This is a genomic window from Clostridium sp. AM27-31LB (genome assembly GCF_003480745.1).
GTDB classification, from domain to species: domain Bacteria; phylum Bacillota; class Clostridia; order Lachnospirales; family Lachnospiraceae; genus Butyribacter; species Butyribacter intestini.
On sequence record NZ_QUJS01000004.1, the window covers coordinates 129,387 to 154,317 of the forward strand.

The 24,931-nt window shown below is 35.6% G+C and carries 16 protein-coding genes and 1 other annotated feature; of the genes, 14 read left to right on the forward strand and 2 right to left on the reverse strand.

Features of this window, described 5'->3' with window-relative positions:
* Positions 1-112: 112 nt before the first annotated feature.
* Both DW721_RS07765 and DW721_RS07770 read right to left on the reverse strand, forming a co-directional pair.
* Complete coding sequence (locus tag DW721_RS07765) at positions 113-2,107, reverse strand: beta-galactosidase (protein ID WP_118745389.1); 1,995 nt, start codon at positions 2,105-2,107, stop codon at positions 113-115.
* 401 nt (positions 2,108-2,508) lie between these two features.
* The gene (locus tag DW721_RS07770) at positions 2,509-3,591 is read right to left on the reverse strand and encodes a CPBP family glutamic-type intramembrane protease (RefSeq protein WP_118745390.1); all 1,083 of its coding nucleotides are present in this window, start codon (positions 3,589-3,591) and stop codon (positions 2,509-2,511) included.
* A gap of 208 nt (positions 3,592-3,799) precedes the next feature.
* Between DW721_RS07770 and pta the strand changes: the two genes are divergently transcribed.
* From pta to trpE, 14 genes are all read left to right on the forward strand, one after another.
* The gene (gene pta, locus DW721_RS07775; RefSeq protein WP_118745391.1) at positions 3,800-4,792 is read left to right on the forward strand and encodes a phosphate acetyltransferase; all 993 of its coding nucleotides are present in this window, start codon (positions 3,800-3,802) and stop codon (positions 4,790-4,792) included.
* 193 nt (positions 4,793-4,985) lie between these two features.
* Positions 4,986-6,116: an AraC family transcriptional regulator gene (locus DW721_RS07780; protein WP_182436261.1), complete on the forward strand. Its 1,131-nt coding sequence runs from the start codon at positions 4,986-4,988 to the stop codon at positions 6,114-6,116.
* 134 nt (positions 6,117-6,250) lie between these two features.
* Complete coding sequence (locus DW721_RS07785; RefSeq protein WP_055940859.1) at positions 6,251-6,487, forward strand: HPr family phosphocarrier protein; 237 nt, start codon at positions 6,251-6,253, stop codon at positions 6,485-6,487.
* Between the two features lie 288 nt (positions 6,488-6,775).
* A complete protein-coding gene (locus DW721_RS07790) occupies positions 6,776-8,875 on the forward strand; it encodes a serine hydrolase domain-containing protein (protein ID WP_118745393.1) in 2,100 nt (699 codons plus the stop codon).
* A 100-nt stretch (positions 8,876-8,975) separates the two neighbouring features.
* Positions 8,976-9,296: a binding site (T-box leader), on the forward strand.
* A 111-nt stretch (positions 9,297-9,407) separates the two neighbouring features.
* Positions 9,408-11,129 carry a biosynthetic-type acetolactate synthase large subunit gene (gene ilvB, locus DW721_RS07795; RefSeq protein WP_118745394.1) on the forward strand — a complete coding sequence of 574 codons (1,722 nt, stop codon included), beginning with the start codon at positions 9,408-9,410 and terminating at the stop codon, positions 11,127-11,129.
* 132 nt (positions 11,130-11,261) lie between these two features.
* Positions 11,262-11,765, forward strand: a complete 504-nt coding sequence (gene ilvN, locus DW721_RS07800) for an acetolactate synthase small subunit (RefSeq protein ID WP_055942933.1) — start codon at positions 11,262-11,264, stop codon at positions 11,763-11,765.
* Positions 11,766-11,778: 13 nt separating this feature from the next.
* Positions 11,779-13,260, forward strand: coding sequence for a glycosyltransferase family 39 protein (locus DW721_RS07805; RefSeq protein WP_118745395.1), 1,482 nt, complete (start codon positions 11,779-11,781; stop codon positions 13,258-13,260).
* 3 nt (positions 13,261-13,263) lie between these two features.
* Positions 13,264-15,366, forward strand: a complete 2,103-nt coding sequence (locus DW721_RS07810) for a hypothetical protein (RefSeq protein WP_118745396.1) — start codon at positions 13,264-13,266, stop codon at positions 15,364-15,366.
* 38 nt (positions 15,367-15,404) lie between these two features.
* Complete coding sequence (locus tag DW721_RS07815) at positions 15,405-16,952, forward strand: NAD(P)/FAD-dependent oxidoreductase (protein WP_118745397.1); 1,548 nt, start codon at positions 15,405-15,407, stop codon at positions 16,950-16,952.
* Complete coding sequence (locus DW721_RS07820) at positions 16,939-17,181, forward strand: hypothetical protein (protein WP_118745398.1); 243 nt, start codon at positions 16,939-16,941, stop codon at positions 17,179-17,181. Before DW721_RS07815 ends, DW721_RS07820 begins: the two co-directional genes overlap by 14 nt.
* Before the next feature lie 32 nt (positions 17,182-17,213).
* The gene (locus tag DW721_RS07825) at positions 17,214-18,176 is read left to right on the forward strand and encodes a glycosyltransferase family 2 protein (RefSeq protein WP_243035972.1); all 963 of its coding nucleotides are present in this window, start codon (positions 17,214-17,216) and stop codon (positions 18,174-18,176) included.
* Between the two features lie 135 nt (positions 18,177-18,311).
* The gene (locus DW721_RS07830; RefSeq protein ID WP_182436262.1) at positions 18,312-20,792 is read left to right on the forward strand and encodes a YfhO family protein; all 2,481 of its coding nucleotides are present in this window, start codon (positions 18,312-18,314) and stop codon (positions 20,790-20,792) included.
* A 159-nt stretch (positions 20,793-20,951) separates the two neighbouring features.
* On the forward strand, positions 20,952-22,751 hold the full coding sequence (locus tag DW721_RS07835; protein ID WP_118745400.1) for an AAA family ATPase: 1,800 nt from the start codon (positions 20,952-20,954) through the stop codon (positions 22,749-22,751).
* A 714-nt stretch (positions 22,752-23,465) separates the two neighbouring features.
* A complete protein-coding gene (gene trpE / locus DW721_RS07840; protein ID WP_118745401.1) occupies positions 23,466-24,923 on the forward strand; it encodes an anthranilate synthase component I in 1,458 nt (485 codons plus the stop codon).
* The last annotated feature ends 8 nt before the right edge of the window (positions 24,924-24,931 follow it).

The window sequence follows — 24,931 nt, forward strand, 5'->3', positions numbered from 1 at the left end:
AAAACTACCGCAATATTATCCTATAATAAAGCGGTAGTTTTTTGTTTGAATTTTTACATTGAAATTAATTTGGAAAAATCACAAATTTTTGTTTAAAATCTGTAATGTTAAATTAAAAAATCTTTACTCCATAGGGTTCTAATGTAAGTTTATCACCTGATATAGTGCTGAAACTTAATTCTTTATCAGTGACATTCAGGTAAAATTCTATTGTATCACCGTTTTCGTCCTCACGCTTATGATATTCTATTCCATCGGGGAGTACATAGTATGGTGTTTCTGTTTCTTCAAGCATAGTCTTGAAAAGCTCAGACATTGTATTCATATCAAGTCTTGCAGCAACATAGTATGATTTGCCATCACCATATGTTTTTCGTGTTACAACGGGAGTTCCGGCATAAAAATCACTGTCATATCTTGCGATAACATCTGCATCTGATACACGGAGAATTTCAGCATAATCACGGATTTTGGCTTTGTTTCCATTTGTGAATGTGGCTGAATTTTTGTCGCAGTCATAAAGTGTATCAATTTCTTCACTTATTAAGCCAAATAGCTCGCTAAGTCCGTTGCCTGGAAAACCACCGAGAAAACAGAGTGTGTTATCATCTACATAACCCGTGAGATATGTTGCAAGGAGCTGACCGCCTCGTTTTACAAATTTTTTGAGATTATCAGCTGTGCCCGGTCTTAACATATATAGCATAGGTGCGACAACTACATTGTAGTCGTCAAGATTATCATCTGATGCTACTACATTCATGTCTATTCCAAGTTTTAAAAATTCATGGTAAATGTCAGCACAGGTCTGAGGATAATTTTTTGTTTCGTCTGAAAGTCCACGCATATTTTCAATAGCCCACATATTATCCCAGTCAAAGAGAAGTGCTGCTTTAGGTTTTACCAGTGTTCCCTTTACCTTTGAGAGATTGTCAAGCATTTCTCCGACTTTGGCAACTTCTTTAAATATTCTGGTATCATCGGTGCCTAGATGGTCTACGACTGCACCGTGGAACTGTTCAAAAGCACCTCTGCTCTTTCGCCACTGGAAATACTGTACCGTGTCAGAACCACATCCTACAGCCTGTGCAGAAAAGAGTTTATGCACACCGGGACGCTTGAGTTTGTTGTATCTGTGCCAGTTTGCAAGTCCCGGAGCACTTTCCATAAGCATATAAGGCTGGTCTTTTTTCATTGAACGCATAACTGCGTGGTCAAAAGAACTTCTCGCCATTGTGTCGGCAAAAGTTTCATAGTTATTATGGAAGAAAGGATAAGAGTCCCATGAAATAACATCAAGCTCTTTTGCCATCACACGATAATCAAGCCCTGGGAAAAGCTGCATAAAGTTTGTTGTGACAGGAATATTTGGTGTTCTCCTTTTTAGGATTTCAATCTCTGACTTCATATAATCAGTAGTATTCCATGTGGTAAAGCGTTTCCATTCGAGATTTAGCCCCATTATGCTGAACTCACCGTTGGCATATGGAGGTTCTATCTGTGAAAAATCATTGTATGTATGACTCCAAAAGCTTGTCCACCATGCCTTATTTAACTTATTTATATCGTGGTCAAATTTGTCAGCGAGATAGTCCTGAAATTTCTTTTTGCACAGAGGGCAGAAACACTCACCGCCAAATTCATTTGATATATGCCACATTGCAAGTCCCGGATGGTCGCCTACAGTGTCGATTATCTTATTTATAATGATACTGGTTTTTTCTCTGAATTTAGGTGATGACATACAGTGATTATGTCTGAAACCGTGGTGTGCACGGTGGTCATCGGCATTTACACGCATGCATTCAGGATATTTTTCGTCAAGCCAGGCAGGGCGGGCACCTGAAGGTGTTGCAAGAATGGTATAGATGCCATTTTCATAGAGTTTATCCATAATGTTTTTGAGCCAGTCCATATGAAACTCGCCCTCTGACGGTTCATATGCTGCCCATGCGAATATGCCTACGGACATACTTGTCATCTTTGCTTTTTTCATAAGTTTAATATCTTTTTCAAGAATGTCGGGGCGGTCAAGCCACTGGTCAGGGTTGTAGTCTGAGCCGTGGAGCAGTCCCTTTATCTGAGGAAATAAAATTTTTTTACTCATATAACATACCTCCAAAATTAAGTGTAAACAGATGATTGTGAAAATAATTATATTCTGAGTTGATTGTGCAACTATAACAAATAATCCCGCAGGCACGCTTTCGCTACCTGTCACTCGTAACAGTACTAAGTCAGCAAAATACGCTGACTAAGTGCTGACGGTGACAAAGTGCACTGCTAACATTATTGTTATAGCTGCACAATCTAATTACATATTATGAAATTTTCACAATCATCTGTAAAGTATTAAGATTATAACATTTATAAGGGATATTCACAATGCAAGATTGGAATAACAGTTACAATAAATGTAAGGCTATTCTACCATAAAAAGGTACTTAACAATACAATGAGTAGTTAAATGTCTTGCTGATTATCTTTATAAGGTTGAAGTGATATGAGTTAAAAATACAGGCACATGGCAAGATAGCCGCAGCACCAGTGCAAAAACACGCATCCCCACAGATTTTGGTGCCTTTCATATACATATCCGAGAGCCATGCTTAGTAAAAATGCACTCATCATAAAATAGAAACCGAACGGCATATGCATAAGTGAAAAGAGCAGAGAAGTTAAAAATATGCTGAAAAATTTCTGGAAGCGTATTTTCATAAGTGATTTTACACTTGTCTGTATCACGCCACGGGCAAGAAATTCCTGAACAAAGGCGGTGAATACATAGGTGTAGACACCTGAGAGCGAACCGCCTATATAGTAGTCTTTTATTTTGTAACCGAGTAACATAAGTATGGCTTTGCTAAGCAGAAGTATGCATGAAGCGACAGCCGCTATGGATAGAGACTCGACAATAGTTTTCTTTATTGTGTTTTTCCGTGGAATAAGTCCTATGTCACGCATTGAAAAACTTGTCATAAAGACTATAACGAGAAAAAGCAAAAAGGTTATACATTCTATAATCTGAGTGTAAACGGAGGATTTTAAATATATATGTAAAGTAAATTGCAAAAGACTCCATGTCATAAGGAAAACACTGATACAGAGTATAAGACCTGCAAAAATAAAAGCACAGTCATGTTCATGCTGTCTTAATTTATATTTGTCGGTGTCATCTTCTATAAGTATTACCATGCCGTTAAAACCGGTGTCCGAGTTATAATCGGCATCGGGGTCAAACAGTTCCGTCTGCGATGGTTTTAAAAGACTTATATCTATATTAAAATAGTGTACTTCTTTTTCTTTGCCAAAACGGTATCTTATTGAAGTTTTTGGCATTACTTTTCCCTTGTCGATACTTTCACGGAAAAGTTTGTTGAAAGCTCTGTTTTTTTTGTTATTCATAAAAAGTTCTTTAAAGGACTGTCCAAGAATATCTTTTTTTGATGAAATTCTTAAAATTTCAAGACTTGCTGAATTGCAATAAGTTATAGTGCCGTCAGAGTCAAGGGTTATGACCCCGTCTGACATATTTTCAAATATCATATTTTTCTGGTCGGCAGATATGGTTGCCGGAAATTGTGGTGACATAGGAATACCTCGCTTTGTTAAATCTGGTAACAGTTCTAACTTTTTATGGCTGAACTGTTACATAATATAATCATATCATACTTCTATTGCATTTTTTTATCAAATTGGCATTGTTTATATTGACTTTTTTATCAAATTATACGAAAATAGGCATGGTATTCAATAATACATAATTATATATATAAAATTTAGAAATGGAGATGATTGAATGTTTGGTTTTGGTCAGTTAATAGACACTTTAAAGAAAAGTCCAAAGAAGATCGTTTTTACGGAAGGTGAGGATTCGCGTATTCTTGAGGCTGCTTCAAGATTACTTGCAAGTAATTTCCTTCATCCTATTCTTATTGGAAATGAAGAAAAGATTATGGATGCAGCAGAGGAGTGTGGTTTTAACATTCGAGGTGCTGAGATTATAAATCCTGAAAATTATGAGAAGATGGACGAGATGGTTGAAATGCTCTGTGAAATCAGAAAGAAAAAAGGTATGACGCCTGAAATGGCAAGAGAAGTTCTTTCACAGGCAAACTATTTTGGAACTATGCTTGTAAAAATGGGTGTTGCTGATTCATTACTTGGCGGTGCTACATATTCAACGGCTGACACGGTTCGTCCGGCACTCCAGTTGATAAAGACAAAGCCGGGACACAGTATCGTATCATCATGCTTTATACTTGTAAGACCAAGTGCTACAGGTGAAAATGAGGTTATCGCTATGGGTGACTGTGCGATAAATATCAAACCGACTGAGGATGAACTTGTAGAGATAGCAGGTGAGGCTTCAAAATGTGCAAGGATATTCGGTGTAGATCCGCAGGTTGCATTTTTAAGTTATTCGACACATGGCTCAGGAAAGGGAGAAGATGTTGACAAGATGAGAAATGCAGCTCAGAAAGCAAGAGCAAAGTACCCTGATCTTCCTATAGATGGCGAGCTTCAGTTTGATGCTGCCGTATCACCTAGAGTCGCAAGGACAAAGTGTCCTGAATCAGAGGTTGCAGGTCACGCAAATACATTTATATTCCCTGATATTAATGCCGGAAACATCGGATACAAGATTGCACAGCGTATGGGTAATTTTGAGGCATATGGTCCTATACTTCTCGGACTTAATGCACCGGTTAATGATCTGTCAAGAGGATGTAATGCATCAGAGGTTTATTCTATGGCAATCATTACAGCAGCATTAGCTAACAACATTTAACATTATCAGGCAGCAGAGCAGATTGCGGGTATCTGCCTGACTGACAATAAATTACAAACTATAAATAAAAGCGGAAAATGATGTTTGAATTAATAAGACAATACGGCTTCTAAAATAAATGGCAGGAGTTATATTGTGCAAAGACAGCAGATTCCGCTTTGTTTATCATTATCGGATAATAGGACTGGTATATATGAAAGATAAGTTTTTCTTAATGCATATGATGCCTATAGTGAGGGCTCATATTGCGATATTTGATGAAAATGGAAATGTAAAAGAGCAATTATCTGAATCGAGAGAAGAAGATTTAAAACTATATTCAGAAATTATTAAAAAGTCAAGGAAAGATTTCCCATATATTATACTTATTGATACAAGTGTTGTTGTATGTGTTATGTGGAATGAGCAAGAAAAAGAATTTATTGTTATAGGAAAGACTGCACTTTACAGTGAATTTGAAAATCGCAACCATGATATACTTGAATGTCCCAAGGACACATATACATCTGCGATAATACTTATATGGAATAAACTTACGGGTAAAATGATAGGTAAAGGTGATCTCTGGACAAAGAACATAGTTCTTGATGATTCTGTCAGTAAGTTTGTAACAGAGAATATATTTGAATATCAGGAGAATGGAAAGCTGCATAATCCATATGCACAGGAGCAGAGGGAACATGACAGTATAAGGCGTGGCGATATAGAGGGACTTAAGGCAAGTATAAATGAGGTTTATCCGGGTGAGATAGGGAAACTTGCGGAAAATCAGGTCAGGAGTATAAAAAATGTTGCGATAGCGGTTATAACTTGTGCTTCAAGGTGTGCCATAGAGGGTGGATTAAATGCGGAGAAAGCATTTTCAATGGCTGACGGATATATAATGTATATAGAAGAAGAGATGAATGATCCGGTAGAGATAGAACGGGTTGTAAGGGAAGCCGAGTTTAATTATGCCAGGGATGTGCATGATTTAAATAGAAAAAACATAAAAAATCCATTGATACATCAGGTTAAGGATTATATATTCTCTCATATACACGAACAGCTTATGGTAAGAAATATTGCCAGATATATAGGGGTTTCACCAAATTATCTTTCAGAACAGTTCAGCCGGTTTGAAGGAGTTACACTTAAACAGTATATTATTGATGAAAAAATAAAATCAAGCGAATATCTGTTAAAATTTACGGATTATTCTCTTCAGGAGATAAGCAGTTTTTGTGCGTTCAGTTCGCAGAGCAGATTTAGTGTATATTTTCAAAGAAAAAATGGTATCACACCTGCAAAATATAGAAAAATGTATCAAAAAGGGAAAAAATAGAAAAAAACAGAAAAAAACAGTATTTTTTGTAGTTAAATCAGTAGAAAATGTATATAACAAAAGTTTCATTGATGATATAGTAGCGTGAAAGTTGCAAAATGTATTTTTTTGAGATGAAAAGGAGTGTTTTTGTAATGAACAAAGTAAACATTAAGTTTAGAGATGTAGCTGACGTAAACAGGTTTGTTCACATTCTCTCAAAATACGATGCTGATTTTAACTTATACTGTGGAAGTTATTATGTAGATGCAAAATCTTTGCTTGGCATTATGACTATGGATCTTAGAAACAGTATGTGGATGACAGGAAACTGTGAACCGGCCGAAGCAAATCAGATTATTCGTGAATTAGGAGACTTCGTTGCAGCATAATTTGTTATGAAAGCAGACCGGAAGATATGGATATAGATTGAAAAAGCACAAAACTCTGCGCTTGTTGCAGATTACATCTGTTATGTAAACTGCAGCCTACATTTCACATTAGTTGTGAGATGGCAGAGTTTTTTTCTTTTACAAACATATAGTTTTGTGATAAAATAAAAAATGCTTATTGTTCGCAGATTTAATGCGAACAGTAATAAAATGTACTTGCAGAAAAATGGCTACTGTTCAGAGGAGTGAATAGAGACAAAAAAATAATGGTGGAGGATAGAATATACCATGCAGAAAAAAGTTTTAACATTTATGCTGGCATTTGTGCTGTCATTATCATTTGTGACTACTGCATCAGCGATGGGGTATCATGAAAGTGATATTGAAAAATATATTATGGGACAGTTATCAAATGCAAAGATACCGGGAGGTTCCGTTTCTATAGTAACATCCGGAAAAGAGGTGTATAGTGCATCTTTTGGAGATGTGCCGGAGACAACATCTGATTTAAAGATTGGTTCAGTGAGTAAAGTATTTACCTCATTAGCCGTATTGCAGCTTGCGGATTCAAAAAAACTAAAACTTGACACAAGTGTTTCTGAGCTGGTTACAGGATTTGATGGAAATAGTGATGTGACAGTTGAGGAGCTTTTGAGACAGACAAGCGGCTATACTGCTGAACAGAGTATAAAGGGTGACAGGATTCCTGCTCCGGATGGAAAAAAGGGAGAATATAAGGACGCAAGGATAAACTATGCGATACTTGGAAAAATAGTAGAAGCTGTGTCTGAAAGTGACTATTCAGAATATATTCAGAAAAAGATAGTAAAACCATTAAAACTTGAGTCAACATATACTACCGATGAGATGTCAGGAAAAGATATTGTGGGTGGTCATGATAATATTTTTGGGCTTCCGGTTGCAAAAAGAGCAGTGAGCAATGACGACAAAGAGTGGGATGCAGTTTCAGCTACAGGTATTGTTTCAGATGCAAAAGACATGGGAAATGTTTTGAGTATGTATCTCGCAGCGGGTGGACAGACCCTTTCTTATAATCAGATTGAAAAAATATATTCTGATGGTGTAGATTGCGGAAAAACAATATTCGGAACAAATGGAACATCAAGTCTTGGATGGATAAAAACAAAAGTCGGCAAGCAGGATGTATATTATGTTTCAGGAGCTATAGATGGTTACATTTCGGCAGCTTTTCTCGTACCGGGTCAGGATGTTGGAATTGCTATGCTTTTTGACACATCTGATGTAATTTCAGGTAATGATGTAATTTCTGAACTTATGTCAAATGTTGTATGTCTTGCAATAGGCGAGAAAGCGAGAACAATAGATTCAAAAGCAGTCATGATGCCGCATATTGAGTTTGATGTTGTATATGTCATTGCATTTTTTGCGTCACTTCTTCCTATGTTCATGATGAGCTGGTGGTATAGAAGAACAAGAAATAAAGGGATTGGCATAGTTAAGACTATTGTGGATGTGGTTGTTCATATTGCCCTTCCTATAGTGATATATCAATTTGTACCTGTTATCATAGAAAATGTTTTAGGCAACTCGCTCGGTTCGTGGTTTATGATCAAAAAGTTCCTTCCGGAATGTTACTATATCACTCTTATTGTTGATGCGATATTACTTATCGGCGTGCCAGTCAAGGTAATTGCAGCTATTGTTGCAATGAAGAAAGGTCCTGTCGATGAGGACGAAGAAATGCCGGAAGATGAATTGTTTGAAAATTTAGGTGATGATGCAGAAAAGTCAGATGAAGATAAAGAGGAAAAAACAGAGCAGATAACAGCAGATGATGTCAAGCAGCAGGAAAGTGATGAAACATCTGAAAAATCAGAAAAAAACGGAGATGAAAATTCAGACGGCAGAGATGATATAGCTGATAAAACAAATGCAGATATTTCAGAAACAGAGCAGGGAGTATCGGACGATGATAATGCAGAAATATCTGACAGTAAACAGGATATATCAGAATTGGAAAATGTAACAGAAGAAATTGCAGCTGCGGCGGAAGAAGATGATGATATAGAGAATGTCGAAACAAAGAACGATATATCAGAAACAGAAAGCCCAGATGAACAGGCAGATGCTTTAAAAACACAGGATGAGGTCGTAAAGGAATTTAAGACAAGGTCCGGCAAAAACAAAAAGACTGAGGAATACGAGAGCAGCTTTGAGAGAGAAGCTGTAAAAGCCTTAGAAACAGATGAGCATGAAAATTCAGACGATACCAATGATGAACTTAAGGATATCAAGTCTGATTCGCAGATGCAGACGGCAGTTCCAAAGATAAAAAAGAGATATAATCCTCAAAAGGGAATGCCTGTAAAGATTGTTGTCGAGCCGGATGATGACCTTGACAACTAAAAAGGATTATGTTAATATTTTTTCAATTAAGCAGTATTATTAGCGGTCACACGGCAGGTTGTGGTCGATAGTATATGAAATTTGGACAATTGATTTAAAAGTGATGGCTGTGATGAGGAGGAGTACATATATTTAAGATTCCATAGAGAGAGGATGTATGGTGAAAATCCTTGTATCTGATATATGGAAGTAGCCTTTGAGCTTTGAACTGAAAGCAGTGACATGGATTAGCAGATTTTATATATCCGTATATCAATGATGTTTGTATCAAAATGTGTTTTGCTGCAAACCGATGCAAGTAGGCTTCAACGGATTTTCCAACGTTATATGGAAAACGATATAAAAGATTTTTATCTGAGTATCGGATGAGTGCAGATTTTATCTGAAATTAGGTGGTACCACGAAAATATTCGCCCTAAATTGACATTTGTCAGTTTAGGGCTTTTTTGATGAAAGATGCAGTGATAGCGGCACTGAGTTTGCAAAGCAGACTTTTGTTACTACTTATATAAGAAAGGTTTGGTGTTTAACTATGATTAAAGGAACTGAATTATTTGTAAAGGCATTGAAAGAGGAGGGGGTTGATACACTTTTCGGTTATCCGGGAGGTCAGGCGATAGATCTTTTTGATGCACTGTATGACCAGGATGATATTGAAGTCATTCTGCCAAGACATGAGCAGGCACTTATCCATGCGGCAGACGGATATGCAAGGTCAACAGGAAAGACAGGTGTGTGCCTTGTCACAAGCGGACCGGGTGCAACAAACCTTGTAACCGGAATTGCTACAGCAAATTATGACAGCGTTCCGCTTGTATGCTTTACAGGTCAGGTTCCGCTAAACCTTATGGGAAATGATGCGTTCCAGGAAGTAGATATAGTAGGAATAACGAACAGTATATGCAAATACAGCGTAACAGTAAGAAAGAGAGAGGACCTCGGACGAATAATAAAAGAAGCTTTCTACATAGCAAGAACAGGCAGACCGGGACCTGTAGTTGTTGACATACCGAAAGATATTCAGGTTGCGATGGGAAGTGAAGAATATCCTGAGGAAGTAAATATAAGAGGTTATAAGCCTAGTGAGGGTGTCCATGTTGGACAGATAAAAAAAGCCGTGAGCATGATGAAAAGGGCAAAAAAGCCATTGTTTTTACTCGGAGGAGGAGTAAATCTGTCGGGGGCAAACGAACAGATGAAAGAGCTTGTCGAGATGACGGGCATCCCTGCGATAACAACCATTATGGGAAAAGGTGCAATATCATCAAAGCACAGATTATATCTTGGAAACATCGGAATACACGGAAGTTATGCGGCAAACCATGCGGTAAGTGAATGTGATCTTCTTATTTCTATAGGTACAAGATTTAATGACAGGATAACGGGAAAGATAAGTGAATTTGCAAAAGATGCAAAGATAGTGCATATAGATATAGACTCCGCTTCTATTTCAAAAAATATTGTCGTAGATATTCCTATAGTAGCAGATGCAAAACTTGCCATAGAAAAACTTATCGAGTACGGAGCACCGCTCAAGATAGAAAAATGGGTAGCTCAGACGCTTGAATGGAAAGAAAAATATCCTATAAATATGGATAAATATGAGGGACTTACACCTGAAAAAGTAATAAAATACATAAATGATAACTTTGAAAGACCTATCGTAAGCACGGATGTAGGTCAGAATCAGCTCTGGACAACACAGTTCTTTGATATAGAAACAAACAGACAGCTTCTTACATCGGGCGGACTTGGAACAATGGGTTATGGATTTCCGGCAGCCATAGGAGCAAAGATAGGAAATCCTGCAAGACCTGTTATAGCAATATCAGGTGACGGCGGTATGCAGATGAACATTCAGGAATTTGCTACAGCTATGGTTTATGAACTTCCTGTCATTGTAGTAGTATTCAATAACGGTTATCTCGGAAATGTAAGACAGTGGCAGCAGCTTTTCTTTAACAAGAGATATTCAAGTACCTGCCTTACATACAGAAAGAGCTGCAACCGTGACTGCATGAATAAGGATAAATGCTGTCCGAAATATATACCTGATTTTGTAAAACTCGCTGAGAGTTATGAAGCAAGGGGGATAAGGATAACAAAAGAGGAAGAATTAAAGAAAGCGTTTGACTATGCACTTGAATTTAAAAAGGGACCTACACTTATTGAGTGCGTGATAGAGAGAGAGGCAAATGTATCGCCGATGGTACCGACGGGAAAAACGCTTGCGGATATGATTATGGATTGTTAAGATTTGTAAAATTAGATTTAGGTTGTGCTGATTGTGCAAATATAATTTAGTGAAAATTTTACAAAATATGGTTTGTATATGAACTGATAAGAAAAAATAAGAAAAAATAGAAAGGATGATTGTGATATGGAAATGAAGAAACGTTGTATTTCGCTTTATGTGGAAAATCAGATAGGAGTTCTTGCTAAGATTTCCGGTCTTTTTGCGGGCAAGTCTTACAATCTTGATACGCTTACGGTGGGTGAGACTGAGGACCCTACTGTTTCAAGAATGACTATAGAGATGACTATGGATGATGTGACTTTTGAGCAGGTTAAAAAGCAGCTTAACAGAAATGTTGTCGTTATCAAGGTTATGGATTTTTCTGATATTCCTATCCATAAGACGGAACTTGTATATATCAAGATAAACAGTTGTACAGAGAAAGATAAGAATGAGATATTCAGGATAGTAAATTCTTTTGACCATCTTGAGATTGCTGACTATGGAAAAAAATCGGTTATTGTAAGATATGTGGAGACAGAAGGCAAAGTTAATGATATAATAGATTTGTTTAATAAAACTTTTATAAACAGAATAGAAGTAGTCAGAGGTGGAAGCGTTGCTATTGAAGCGGTTTCGACTACTACGAGATAAGGAGAGGTGACGGATGAAAGAGAAGAGTGTAAGGAAAATACTTACAAAGAGCAGCTATGTGTTGTTTGTTATAGCTTTTGGGTTTATATCATTGAATATTTTGTTTGTGGACAAAATTCATTCATATAAAATAACTCAGCTTCTTCCGGGGATGATAGTTGGCGGTGTTGTAGTGGCAATAGGGATGTTTATATTAAGTAAAATAGCTCAGGATAAAGTTGACCGCCATTTTAAAAAAGTGTTGATTTTATTTTCAATCGTATATTATATTATTTTAATCAGAATGGGATTTCTCTTGAGATTTACACCGTCATTTGATATGGATGCAATCTATAGCGGAGCAATTCAATGGACTAATGAGGGAAATTTCTCAAATTTTTATGAGTATTTTGGTTATTTTCCAAACAATCTTGGTTCAATGGGATTTTTACATATTGTATTTAAAATTGCATCATTATTTGGAATAAAAGATTTTTTTGCGGTAGGAATAATTGTAAATAGTGCATTTATAACAGGAACCGCCGTATTTGTTTCACTTATCTGTAAAAAAATAGCAGGTTCTAAAACAGCTTTGATGTCATTAATCTTAGTTTTATTATGTTTTCCGTTTTATTTTATGGGTGCGGCATTTTATACAGACTCGTTATCATTAATATTTCCGGTGTTATTCTATTATTTGTATCTGTGTTTAAAAGATGAAAACGATAAAAAGAAACAGATAACATATCTTATAACTATGGGGTTGTCTTTAACAATAGGTATGATGATAAAATTCACCGTTGTCATAGTTCTGATAGCAGTAGTCATAGATGCGTTTCTTTATATTCCGTGGAAGAAAGCGTTGTTGATACTGGTTGTTTCTTTAGTATTTTACGGGGTAACAGTGTCAATATATAATCATAATATCTATAAAAATTATATAAGTGACGAACAATATCAGAACTTAAAAACACCATATTGGCATTGGATAATGATGGGATTGCAAAATAATGGTTATTATAATCCGGAGGACTATGAATATACAAGGTCGTATGATGTAAATGAAAGGTCAGCAGCCTGCCGTAAAAAGGCAATGGAGAGAGTTAAAGAACTGGGTGTATCAGGTCTGTTTAAACTTTGGACTAGCAAAGCGGTAATCTGTTTTGGCGATGGAACATATGCATTGTCAGATTTCTTAGACGATAATCCGGCAAATGAAACCAATATTCATGATTATATCTTATATGCGGGAAAAAGTTATAGCAAATATCAGTCATTTTCAACAGGATTATTGATAGTTTTATATCTGCTCGCAATTGTTGGTGCTGGTAGGGACATTATTGACAAAGTTAAATATAGAGAGTCGATTTTGCCGACAGCTCCAAGACTTGCGATGCTTGGGATACTATGCTTTCTAATATTATGGGAAACAAGCGGAAGATATTTTACTAACTATGTACCGATATTGATAGTGTGTGCTTCACTTACATTGTATTGGAAGAAGGGGGAAGTTTAATTTATGTCAGAGGGGATTATAGGAAATCTTACAGCAGTTTTGTACTATATGTTCTTTGTTATAAGTGGTATTATTATAATGTTTAGACTGCTGAATGGTCAAAAGTTAAGTATTATGTTTAAATGTCTTTTGGGAAGTGTTTTCGGAACACTTGAATTTCAATGGATTCCGATAATATTTGCTTTTTTCATGGATTTTACGGTTAGGGCACATATATGTGCATTGGTTATTCAGGTGCTTGTTTTTATATTAGTTATATTGAAAACAAATGGGGGACATGGATTTGTAAATACTTATAAAAAACCGATGGAATGGAAAAGATTTTTGTGGGAAAATCCGGCATCTATAATTATTTTTGCAAGTTTTGTAATATTTGCTTATTGTCTGAATACGCACACGATATTACTGAATTCAGACGGGAGTTTACATACGGGACAGGCAACTTACAGTGATATGAATATGCATATAGGATTTATCACAAGCATTGCAAAACAGCATACATTTCCACCGGAATATTCTATTTATCCGGGAGTAAAACTTGCATATCCGTTCTTGAGTGACAGTATAAGTTCGAGTCTTTATCTGTTGGGAGCATCACTCAGAGTAGCATATATTATCCCAATGCTTGTTGCAGTAATGCAGGTTTTTGGCGGATTTTACTGTTTTATTAAGTTTTGGTTCAAAAAAGGTTCGGTAGCTTTTGTTGCATTTATATTATTTTTCTACGATGGAGGTTTTGGTTTTATACACTTCTTAAATAAGGTAAATTTTTCTAAAAATTTTACAGAGTTTTATTTTACACCGACAAGTATTGGCGATTACAATTATCGCTGGGCACAGATAATAGCAAATATGTTAATTCCGCAACGCGCGACTTTGTTTGGCTGGGCAGTATTATTTCCGCTTCTTGCATTTTTATATTATGCAAAAGAAAATCGAAGCATTAAGAGTTTTCTTATAGCCGGGATAATGGCAGCAGGTTTACCTATGATACATACCCATTCATTTCTCGCACTGGGCATAATATGTGCAGTATGGCTGTTTTGGGATATGTATAAAGAAAAAGAAAGTTATTTGTTATTAAAACTCGCTGGAATAATCTGGGTAGTATTTTTCTTTTTGTTGAGAATGTATAATGACAAGACGGGATTGATAGAAAAAAATGGCTTTATTATAATGATTGCAGGCTTAGGCATTATAGCAGTTCTTTTTGTTAAAGAAATTGTATCATGTTTTAAAAATTCGACTATTAAAAGTTATATACAAACATGGGGAGTATTTCTTATTCCAGTAATATTATTTGCATTTCCACAGTTATTATTTTGGACATTTGGTCAGGCATCAGGTGATGGATTTTTGAGAAGCCACTTTAACTGGTCTAATACAAATGATAATTATTTTATATTTTATCTGAAAAATATAGGAATTACTTTTTTGATTTTTTTCCCAGCTTGGGTATCGGCAAAGAAAAAAGAACTTCAGACTGCTTCGCCAATGTTACTGATATTTTTTATTGCTGAGCTAGTAGTATTTCAGCCAAATGAATATGACAATAATAAATTATTGTTTGTAGCATTTGTATTTATGTGTGGAATTGTCTCAGATTTTGTAATAAAATTATTTAAGAAAAATTGGAATATAATACTTAAAGGTGCATTAGCGGTAAGTTTGCTGTTTGTAGGAGTGTTTTCTTCAGGCATGACTATTGCGAGAGAATGTGTGTCCGACTATGAACTGTATTCAAAAGCACAGGTAGATGCAACTGAATATATAGAAAAAAATACTGATGAAAGAGCGGTATTTCTTACGGGAGACAATCATAATAATGCAGTTGCGGCATTGACGGGAAGAAGTATTGTATGTGGGGCTGATACATTTTTATGTTATCATGGAATTAACACGGTGGAGCGTAAAAGTGAGGTCGCAAATATGTATGCTGACCCGGTTGGAAATAAGGAATTGTATAAAAAATATAATGTATCATATATTTTTGTAAGTGATGTGGAAACTGACGAATTCCAGATTAATTTTGAGGGATTAGGACAGATTGCAGAAAAGGTATATGATGCTCAGAATGTTGTTATATACAAATGTAATGAGTTATAAAATGAGGGATAACAGTTAAAAAGAAATAATACGAAAAAATGAAAAATGTTATAATAATTGGAGGAGGTCCGGCTGGTCTTACAGCAGGATATGAACTATTAAAGGATAATGATGATATTAAAGTTACGATACTTGAGGAGAGTAAGTCGCTCGGCGGTAAGTCACAGACCGTAAGATACCACGGCAACAGGATGGATATTGGCGGACACCGCTTCTTTTCAAAAGATGATACGATTATGAAGTGGTGGTCTGATATACTCCCGGTACAGGGTAAACCATCTTATGATGACAAGGTGCTTGGCAGAGAAAAAGAGTTTGCAAAAGGCGGTCCTGACCCTGAAAAGGAAGATGAGGTAATGCTTGTCAGGGAGAGGGTTTCAAGGATATATTACAACCGCCATTTCTTTGATTATCCTATATCAATGAAACCTGAAACCATTAAAAACATGGGAATGTTTACTACATTTAAAGCAGGTATGAGTTATCTTGGTTCATGCATAAAGAAAAGACCTGAGACAAATCTTGAAAACTTTTACATAAACCGTTTTGGAAAAGTATTATACAGTATGTTCTTTGAGGGCTACACGGAAAAACTCTGGGGCAGGCATCCGAGAGAAATATCGGCGGATTGGGGAACTCAGCGTGTTAAAGGACTTTCTATCCGTGCGATAATTAAAGATATTTTTTCTAAGATATTCGGTAAAAAAGACAACTCAAATGCAGAGACCTCACTTATTGAACAGTTCTGGTATCCGAAGTACGGACCGGGTCAGCTTTGGGAACTTACGGGAGAGAAGATAAAAGAAAAAGGCGGAAGTATCTTATTTGAACATAGTGTAAAAAAAATAAATAAAAAAGATGGTAAGATAGTTTCGGTAATATGTGATACACCGGAGGGTGAAAAAGAAATATCAGGTGATGTATTTATTTCATCAATGCCTGTAAAAGACCTTGTTGAGGGAATGAACGATGTGCCTGACGATATCAGGAATGTGGCGGCAGGACTTCCATACAGGGATTTTGTTACGGTTGGACTTCTTGTAAAAAAACTTGAACTTGTAAATAAGACGGACAAGAAAACATTATCAGATATAGTACCCGACTGCTGGATATATGTTCAGGATAAAGGATACAAACTCGGAAGAATACAGATATTTAACAACTGGTCACCGTATATGGTTGAAAAACCTGAGGACGCGGTTTGGATAGGACTTGAATATTTTTGTGCCGAGGGTGATGAATTCTGGAATATGACTGATGAAGAATGTATCGCATTTGCAAAAGACGAGCTTGTGAGAATGGAAGTGATAAAATCGGATGCAGTCCTTGATGCACACAGGGAGAGAGTAAAGAAAGCATCCACGGCATATTTTGATACATACAGCGATTTTGATAAGCTGGTTACATATTTAGACGGTTATGACAATCTTTTCTGTGTGGGAAGAAACGGTCAGCACAGATACAACAATATGGACCACTCAATGCTTACGGCAATAAATACTGCAAAAGCAATAAAAGACAATGTAACTGATAAAACAAATATATGGAATGTAAATACGGAGAAAGAATATTATGAGTCAAAATAAACAAATAACTGAAAATATAATAAACACGATTGCAAAACATCCGTACCTGTCAATGTTTTTGGTATGTCTTATGGCAAATTTGCTTTGTTTTGGTTCGGAGGGAAATGTTCCTCAGAATACTCTTGGCATTAAAGACATTGTGAGAAAAATATTATTTGCAATGGTTGTATTATATGCGGTGATGGGTACTTATATATGGATGGTTATATGTTATAATACAAGAGGATGAGATTATTATTAGATAAATTATGGAGGTTAATTTTGAAAACTTATATCCTTAATGAAATTTCATTGATTGTACCATGTTATAATGAGCAGGAGTCGCTTCCTGTTTTCTTCAATGAAATAAACAAAACAATGAAAACGATGGGCTGTACATACGAATTACTTTTTGTAGATGATGGATCTTCTGACAATACTCTTGAGATTTTAAAAGCAGCATCAGAAAATGATCCGCATATACGATATATTTCATTTTCAAGAAATTTTGGCAAAGAAAGTGCGATGTATGCAGGTTTTTGCAATGCACATGGTAAATATATTGCGGTAATGGATGCTGACTTACAAGATCCCCCGGCATTGCTGCCTGAAATGCTCCGGCTTATAAAGGAGGATGGATATGACAGTGTTGCTACAAGGCGTATTTCACGAAAAGGCGAGCCTGCAATCAAGAGTTTTTTCGCAAGACAGTTTTACAAATTGATAAATCGTATATCTGATGCCAATATAGTTGATGGTGCTCGTGATTTCAGACTTATGAAGAAGGAAATGGTTGATGTTATAGTATCAATGTCAGAATATAATCGTTTTTCAAAAGGCATTTTTGGCTGGATAGGATTTAAAACATATTGGTTACCTTTTGAAAATCATGAACGCATTGCAGGAGAAACTAAGTGGAGCTTTTGGAAGTTGTTTAAATATGCTATTGAGGGAATTATCAATTTTTCAAATGTTCCATTAAATATCGCATCGTGGTTTGGTATTTTTATGACAGTTATAGATTTCTTCGCAATCATTTTTATTGTTATTCGTAAACTTATATTTGGAGATCCTGTTGCAGGCTGGGCATCTACAGTGTGTATCATAACCTTGATAGGCGGCATACAGCTTTTTTGTATGGGAATTATGGGACAATATATATCTAAGACTTATTCAGAGGTGAAAAACAGACCGCATTATATAGTTTCAGAAAGCAGCTTAGATGATATAGAAAAAATAAAATGATTTATGTTTACGGTCAGCCGTATATTCACAATCGGTGATGCCGGCTGGCTGATGATGTAAATAAGAATGGCATAAAAATTGATATGCCAAACATGTTTATTATTTAAAATTATTAATGAAATGAGAGGATATTCAATGAAAGTTCAAACTGTGAAATCAGGGAAAATATACAAAGATTTTCCTATGTTTATAAGTGTGTTTATATTGGCAGAATTAATGATGCTTTATATTTTGAAAAATAATGGTTTTTATCCGTTTGGTACAAAATCAATGCTTATAATGGATATGAAAAATCAGTATGTTGAATTTATAACTTCTCTTAGAAATATTATAAGAGGAGAAGATTCAATATTTTTTTCATGGTCACGCTCTATGGGAGGAAATTATATAGGTGTTTTTGCTTATTATATTGCAAGTCCGTTTTCTTTTTTAACATTGCTTTTTTCAGTTGAAAAGATGCCTGTTGCCATTGAGTTTCTCACATGTTTAAAAATTGGACTATGTGGTATCAGTTTTTGTATATATGCTAAATATCTTTTTGACAAGTATAATGCAAAGTCAAAAATATTAAATATATGCTTAATAATTCCATCAATATGTTATGCTTTTATGTCATATACAATGGTATATTCGCTAAGTATCATGTGGCTGGATGCAGTTATTTTTTTGCCGCTTATACTTATGGGGCTTGAAAAAATATTTGATGGTTCAAAGGGACTTCAGTATGTTCTGTGTCTTACTTTATTGTTTATAAGTAATTATTATACCGGATATATGGTTGCTATTTTTACCGGACTTTATTTTATTATAAAAATCGTAAGTCAATATGATATTTCAAAAAGAAACATAAAAAAAGAGCTGTCAATTTTGATACATTTTATAATGACAAGCCTTATGTCTGTTGCATTGGCTGCACCACTGCTATTAGCTTCTTTAAAGGATTTAATGTCAGGAAAACTTTCAGATGTATATACAGGTTATGAACCTGCTGAAAGTACAAACTTTGTGTTTGCAAAAATATTTACCAAGTTCTTATATGGAAAATATGACAGTATTACGAATACAGGACTTCCGGCAATATATTGCGGCTTCGTGATAATTATTTTTGCAGCGTTATTTTTCTTTATGAAAAATATAAATATCAGAGAAAAAATCGGTATGATACTATTGATATGCCTGTTTTTATTGAGCTTTTATTTTGTTGGACTTGACAAGGTGTGGCACGGATTTCAATATCCAAACTGGTTTCCATACAGGTATGCTTTTTTGTTTAGCTTTACATTGATTTATATGGCACTTCGTACACTTATATCAATTGATTTAAGTCAGGCAAAGTTGAAAATGCATTTGCTGGAAATTATACCAAAATATGTGTATAAAATAGCTGCATTTATTATAATTGTTGGTGTTTTACTTGAAATGGCAAATAATGGTGCAATTCTTATAAAGGGACTTGGAAATGAATTTGGCTATGGCGAAATGGAAGAATACACATCGTTTATAAGGAAGACAAAACCGTTGATTGATGGTATAAAAAAGAATGACAATGATTTATACAGAATAAACCAGCGATATGATTATTCAAAAAATGATGCAATGCTTCTTGGTTATCATGGCATGACACATTATTCATCAGCATTTAATGCATATATAAATAATCTTATACCTAAACTTGGTCTTGGTCAGAGTTATTTTTGGAATTCAGGATATTCGTCAACTCCGCTTACAGATAGTATATTTGGATGTAAATATACGATAAGTGATGAAACAATGCCGGCATCATGCTATACGCAGCTTGATACTACAGCAGAAGGCGGAAGCAGTTATAAAAATGACATGGCACTTCCTTTTGTGTATGCTGTATCAGATAAATGTACTGAACCTGATTTAAATCAGCCGGGAATTTTTGCAAATCAGAACAATTACCTTTCATCTGTTACCGGAACTTCTGTAAATTATTTTACAGGCTGTAAGTTTAGTGTTACACAGGACACTGCAAATACATGGACTTATAGCATACAGGCAGTTTCAGATAATCCTATGTATTTATATATGCAGTCAAATGCAGGCTATGCGGATGTTTATGTAAACAACAACCGCATAAGTGATTATTTTTCAGAACGAAAAACAGGTGCACTTTATCTTGGCGATTTTACCACAGGACAGACGGTGACTGTTCAGGTAGTGGCTGCTGATGACGGAAATACTTACTCACAGACATTTACGGATATTGTACAATTGGATGTGGCGGCACTTAAAAATACAACGGCTTCATTGCAAAAGCACGGTTTGAAAATAAAAAAGCAAAATGGCAATAGTATTTCAGGTGAGATAATATTGGATAATGGGCAAAATCAAATTATGACTTCTATTCCATATGATGAGGGGTGGACAATATATATTGATGGGGAAAAAGCAGACTATACAAAATATGCAGGCTCATTTATCAAATTTGACTGTTCATCAGGAAAGCATACCATAACAATGAAATATGTATCACCAGGATTTTATCAGGGAGTAATTGTCGGAATAATCGGCTTGCTCGCATTTGCATTTGTATTTATACTGCATCCTATGAGAAAAAGCAGAGAAAATAAAATTGCCATGACATTATAGATAAGGGAGAAAGATAAAAACAAGCTATTTTGAGCACTTCAGAGTGGCTTGTTTTTCTTTACAGAAAAACACTTCAATGTTAGAATGTAGCTAAATAATACAATAGAAAATAACAGGAGTTTACAACGAGAGCACATATAATATAGCAGGAGGATGGATATGGCAAGAACGGTAAGTATAGGAACTCAGGACTTTGAGAAAATGATACAGAGAAACTGTTTTTATGTAGACAAAACAGGTTTTATAAAAGAATGGTGGGAGAGTGAAGATGAGGTTACACTTATAACAAGACCACGCCGTTTTGGAAAAACATTAAACATGAGTATGCTGAACTGTTTTTTTTCAAATAAGTATGCGGACAGAGGGGAGTTATTTGAGAAACTTGAGATATGGAAAGATGGGAAATATCGTGAGATACAGGGAACATATCCGGTTATATTTCTGAGTTTTGCCAGCATTAAATCGAATAATTTTACAGATACAAAAAATGATATAGTAGCAGTTATAAACGGTGCTTTCAGAAGTCATAGTTATCTTTTAGACAGTGATGTATTATCGGATGCTGAAAAAGAAATATTTGAAAGTTTTGACAGATATGCAAACAATATAAGTGTAGATAAAGAAATTGCAAATGAAACTGTATATAGGGCTTTAAATAATCTCTCACTGTTTTTAAGCAGATACTATGGAAAAAAGGTTATAATTCTTCTAGATGAATATGACACTCCGATGCAGGAGGCATATGTAAATGGATATTGGGAAGAACTTGTTGCTTTTACAAGAAGCCTTTTTAATTCAACATTTAAGACAAATCCGTATTTAGAGCGAGCGATAATGACCGGTATAACAACAGCTGAATATTCAGCTGTTAGGAAGTTTGCTAAGCAAACTTCTAATGGCTCGGCTAAAGCCGAGACTATGTCTAAAGAGAGTATTTTTTCTGATTTGAACAATCTTGAGGTAGTTACGACACTGACTCCAAAGTATGAAACTGCATTTGGATTTACAGAAGAAGAAGTGTTTAAGGCATTAGATGAACAGGGACTTTCTGACAAAAAAAACGATGTTAAGATATGGTATGACGGTTTTAGATTTGGCAGTAAAAATGATATTTATAATCCGTGGTCGATAATAAATTGTCTGGATAAGAAAAAAATAGCATTGTATTGGGCGGAGTCAAGTTCAAATGGTTTGATAAACAGCTTAGTGCAAAAGGGAAGTTCAAATATAAAAATGATGGTTGAAGAACTTATAAATGGCTCAACAATCAATGTGCCGATAGATGAACAGATAGTATTTTCAGAACTTGATTATTCGGAGGATGCCGTATGGAGCCTTATGCTTGCAAGCGGTTATTTGAAAGTTGTTTCGTCAGAAGAATTAAATCTTATAAGAGAAAGTGATAATGAGTATGAACTTGCTCTGACAAACCGTGAGATATTATTTATGTTCAAAAAAATGATACTCCGCTGGTTCAGTCCTGCAAAAAGTGAAACAAATGAATTCATAAAGGCACTTATAAGTGGAGATATAGAGAGCATGAATGAGTATATGAATGATGTTGCATTACGCACATTCAGTTCATTTGATACAGGAAAACATACATCTGAGAAAAAAGCACCTGAAAACTTTTTCCATGGATTTGTTTTAGGGCTTATGGTAGACCAGTCAGAAAACTATATTATAACTTCAAACCGTGAGAGCGGTTTCGGACGCTATGATATAATGCTTGAACCAAAAGACAAACAGACTCAAAAATATCCGGGAATAGTTATAGAATTTAAAGTGATAAATCCAAGAAAAGAGAACTCACTTGAAGAAACTGTTGAAGCTGCACTAAAACAGATAGAAGAAAAGAATTATGATGCAGAACTGATAAACCGTGGAGTAAAAGAGGAAAACATACATCATTACGGATTTGCGTTTAAAAGTAAAGAGGTGTTGATAGACGGCAATTAAGGATGAGAAGCATTGCCAAAATCTGTTGCAGTTTGTTTTCAGATATAAAAGATTTGGATAAAAAATCCTTGACAAATCATTTTGCAAGGGTATATACTTTTAACCAGTTAAATAAATTGAAACTGTTGAAGTGGAGATAAAAATAAAAGAGGCGCTTACAGAGAGCAGGGGATGCTGAGAACCCGCAGAAAGCTGTTTATTAAATGGACCACTGAGGGCATAGTCAAAGGAATTTTATTCCGAGTATTCTATGACGCGCAGGCATGCGTTAGTTGCCGGGAATATGTTGGTATTTCGCTAAGAGTGTGGGCAGACCATAAAACAAGGTGGCACCGCGGTATATTATTATTGTATAACCGTCCTTGAACATTATTATATAAGTATGATAATGTTCAAGGACTTTTTGTTTACCTTGAATGAACCTAAACTCTTATAAAAAACTACTGTATGTTTACATACAAAGTATTTTTTATAAGAGTTTAGGTGAGTGAAACCACAGCGAGAAAACTATGTTTTCGAGCTGGTTCATTCAAGGTAAACAAAAGTGTACTGTAAGAAAAAAAGTGAAACCACAGCGAGAAAACTTCAGTTTTCGAGCCGGTTCATTCAAGGTAAACAAAAGTTTATTATATCCTGCCATTTTACAATTAACACAACATATAATCAGTTTCGCAATTACCTGATTCATTTAGAAAGCTATTAAGGAGGCAAAGCATGATAACATTTGAAGAAGCAAAAGAATTATCGAAAGGGTACAAAGTTGTACCTATAAGCATGGAAATTATGTCAGACATAAGAACACCGATGCAGGTGCTTCGTATCCTGAAAGGCGTAAGTTCACACTGCTATATGTTAGAGAGTGTGGAAAATCAGGAAAAATGGGGAAGATATACATTCCTCGGATACGATCCGAAGTTAGAGATTACCTGCACTAACGGAGTGATGACGGTTAAGAATGGAAAGACCAAAGTAAGTGAAGTTAAACATCCGGGTGAGAAGATAAAAGAAATATTAAAGGAATACACAAGTCCTAAGATAAAAGAACTTCCTACATTTACAGGCGGTCTGGTGGGTTACTTCTCATATGATTACATAAAATACAGTGAGCCTAAATTAAATCTTGATGCGAATGACGAGGAGGGCTTCAAAGATGTTGACCTGATGCTTTTTGACAAGGTTATCGCATTTGACAATTTCAGCCAGAAGATAATCGTTATCGCAAATGCAAGGACTGAAAATTTAAGAGAAGATTATGACAGATGTGTTGATGAGATAAATAAGATAATAGAGCTTGTAAGAACGGGAGAGATGGTCGAGGTTAATCCGGGAAAGATTACATCAGAGTTCAGACCTCTCTTTACCGAAAAAGAGTATTGTGAGATGGTTGAAAAAGCAAAGCATTATATATATGAAGGAGATATTTTCCAGGTTGTGCTTTCAAACAGGCTTGAGGCTGATTATGAGGGAAGCCTGCTTAATGCTTACAGAGTGCTCAGAACGATAAATCCATCACCTTATATGTTCTACTTTAGCAGTGATGATATAGAGGTGGCGGGTGCTTCACCGGAAACGCTTGTAAAACTTGAGGACGGTGTACTCCATACATTTCCACTTGCAGGCACAAAGCCTAGGGGAAAGAATAAAGAGGAGGATGATGAACTTGAAAAAATCCTTCTTACCGATGAGAAAGAGAGAGCCGAACATAATATGCTTGTTGACCTCGGAAGAAACGATATAGGAAAGATAAGCAAATTCGGTACGGTTGAAGTAGAAAATTATATGGATATTTTGAGATATTCCCATGTAATGCACATTGGTTCAACGGTTAAAGGTGAGATAAGGGATGACAAAACAAGTCTTGATGCCGTAGATGCGGTACTTCCGGCAGGAACACTTTCTGGAGCACCCAAAATCCGTGCGATGGAGATAATAAATGAACTTGAAAATAACAAGCGTGGAATTTATGGTGGTGCGATAGGTTACATTGACTTTACGGGAAATCTTGATACCTGTATTGCAATAAGAACGGCATTTAAGAAAAATGGAAAAGTTTTTGTTCGTTCAGGTGCGGGAATTGTTGCAGACAGTGTACCTGAAAGCGAGTACAACGAATGTATTAATAAGGCAAAAGCAGTTATGAACGCAGTTTCAATGGGACAGGAAAGTATATAAAAGGAGGC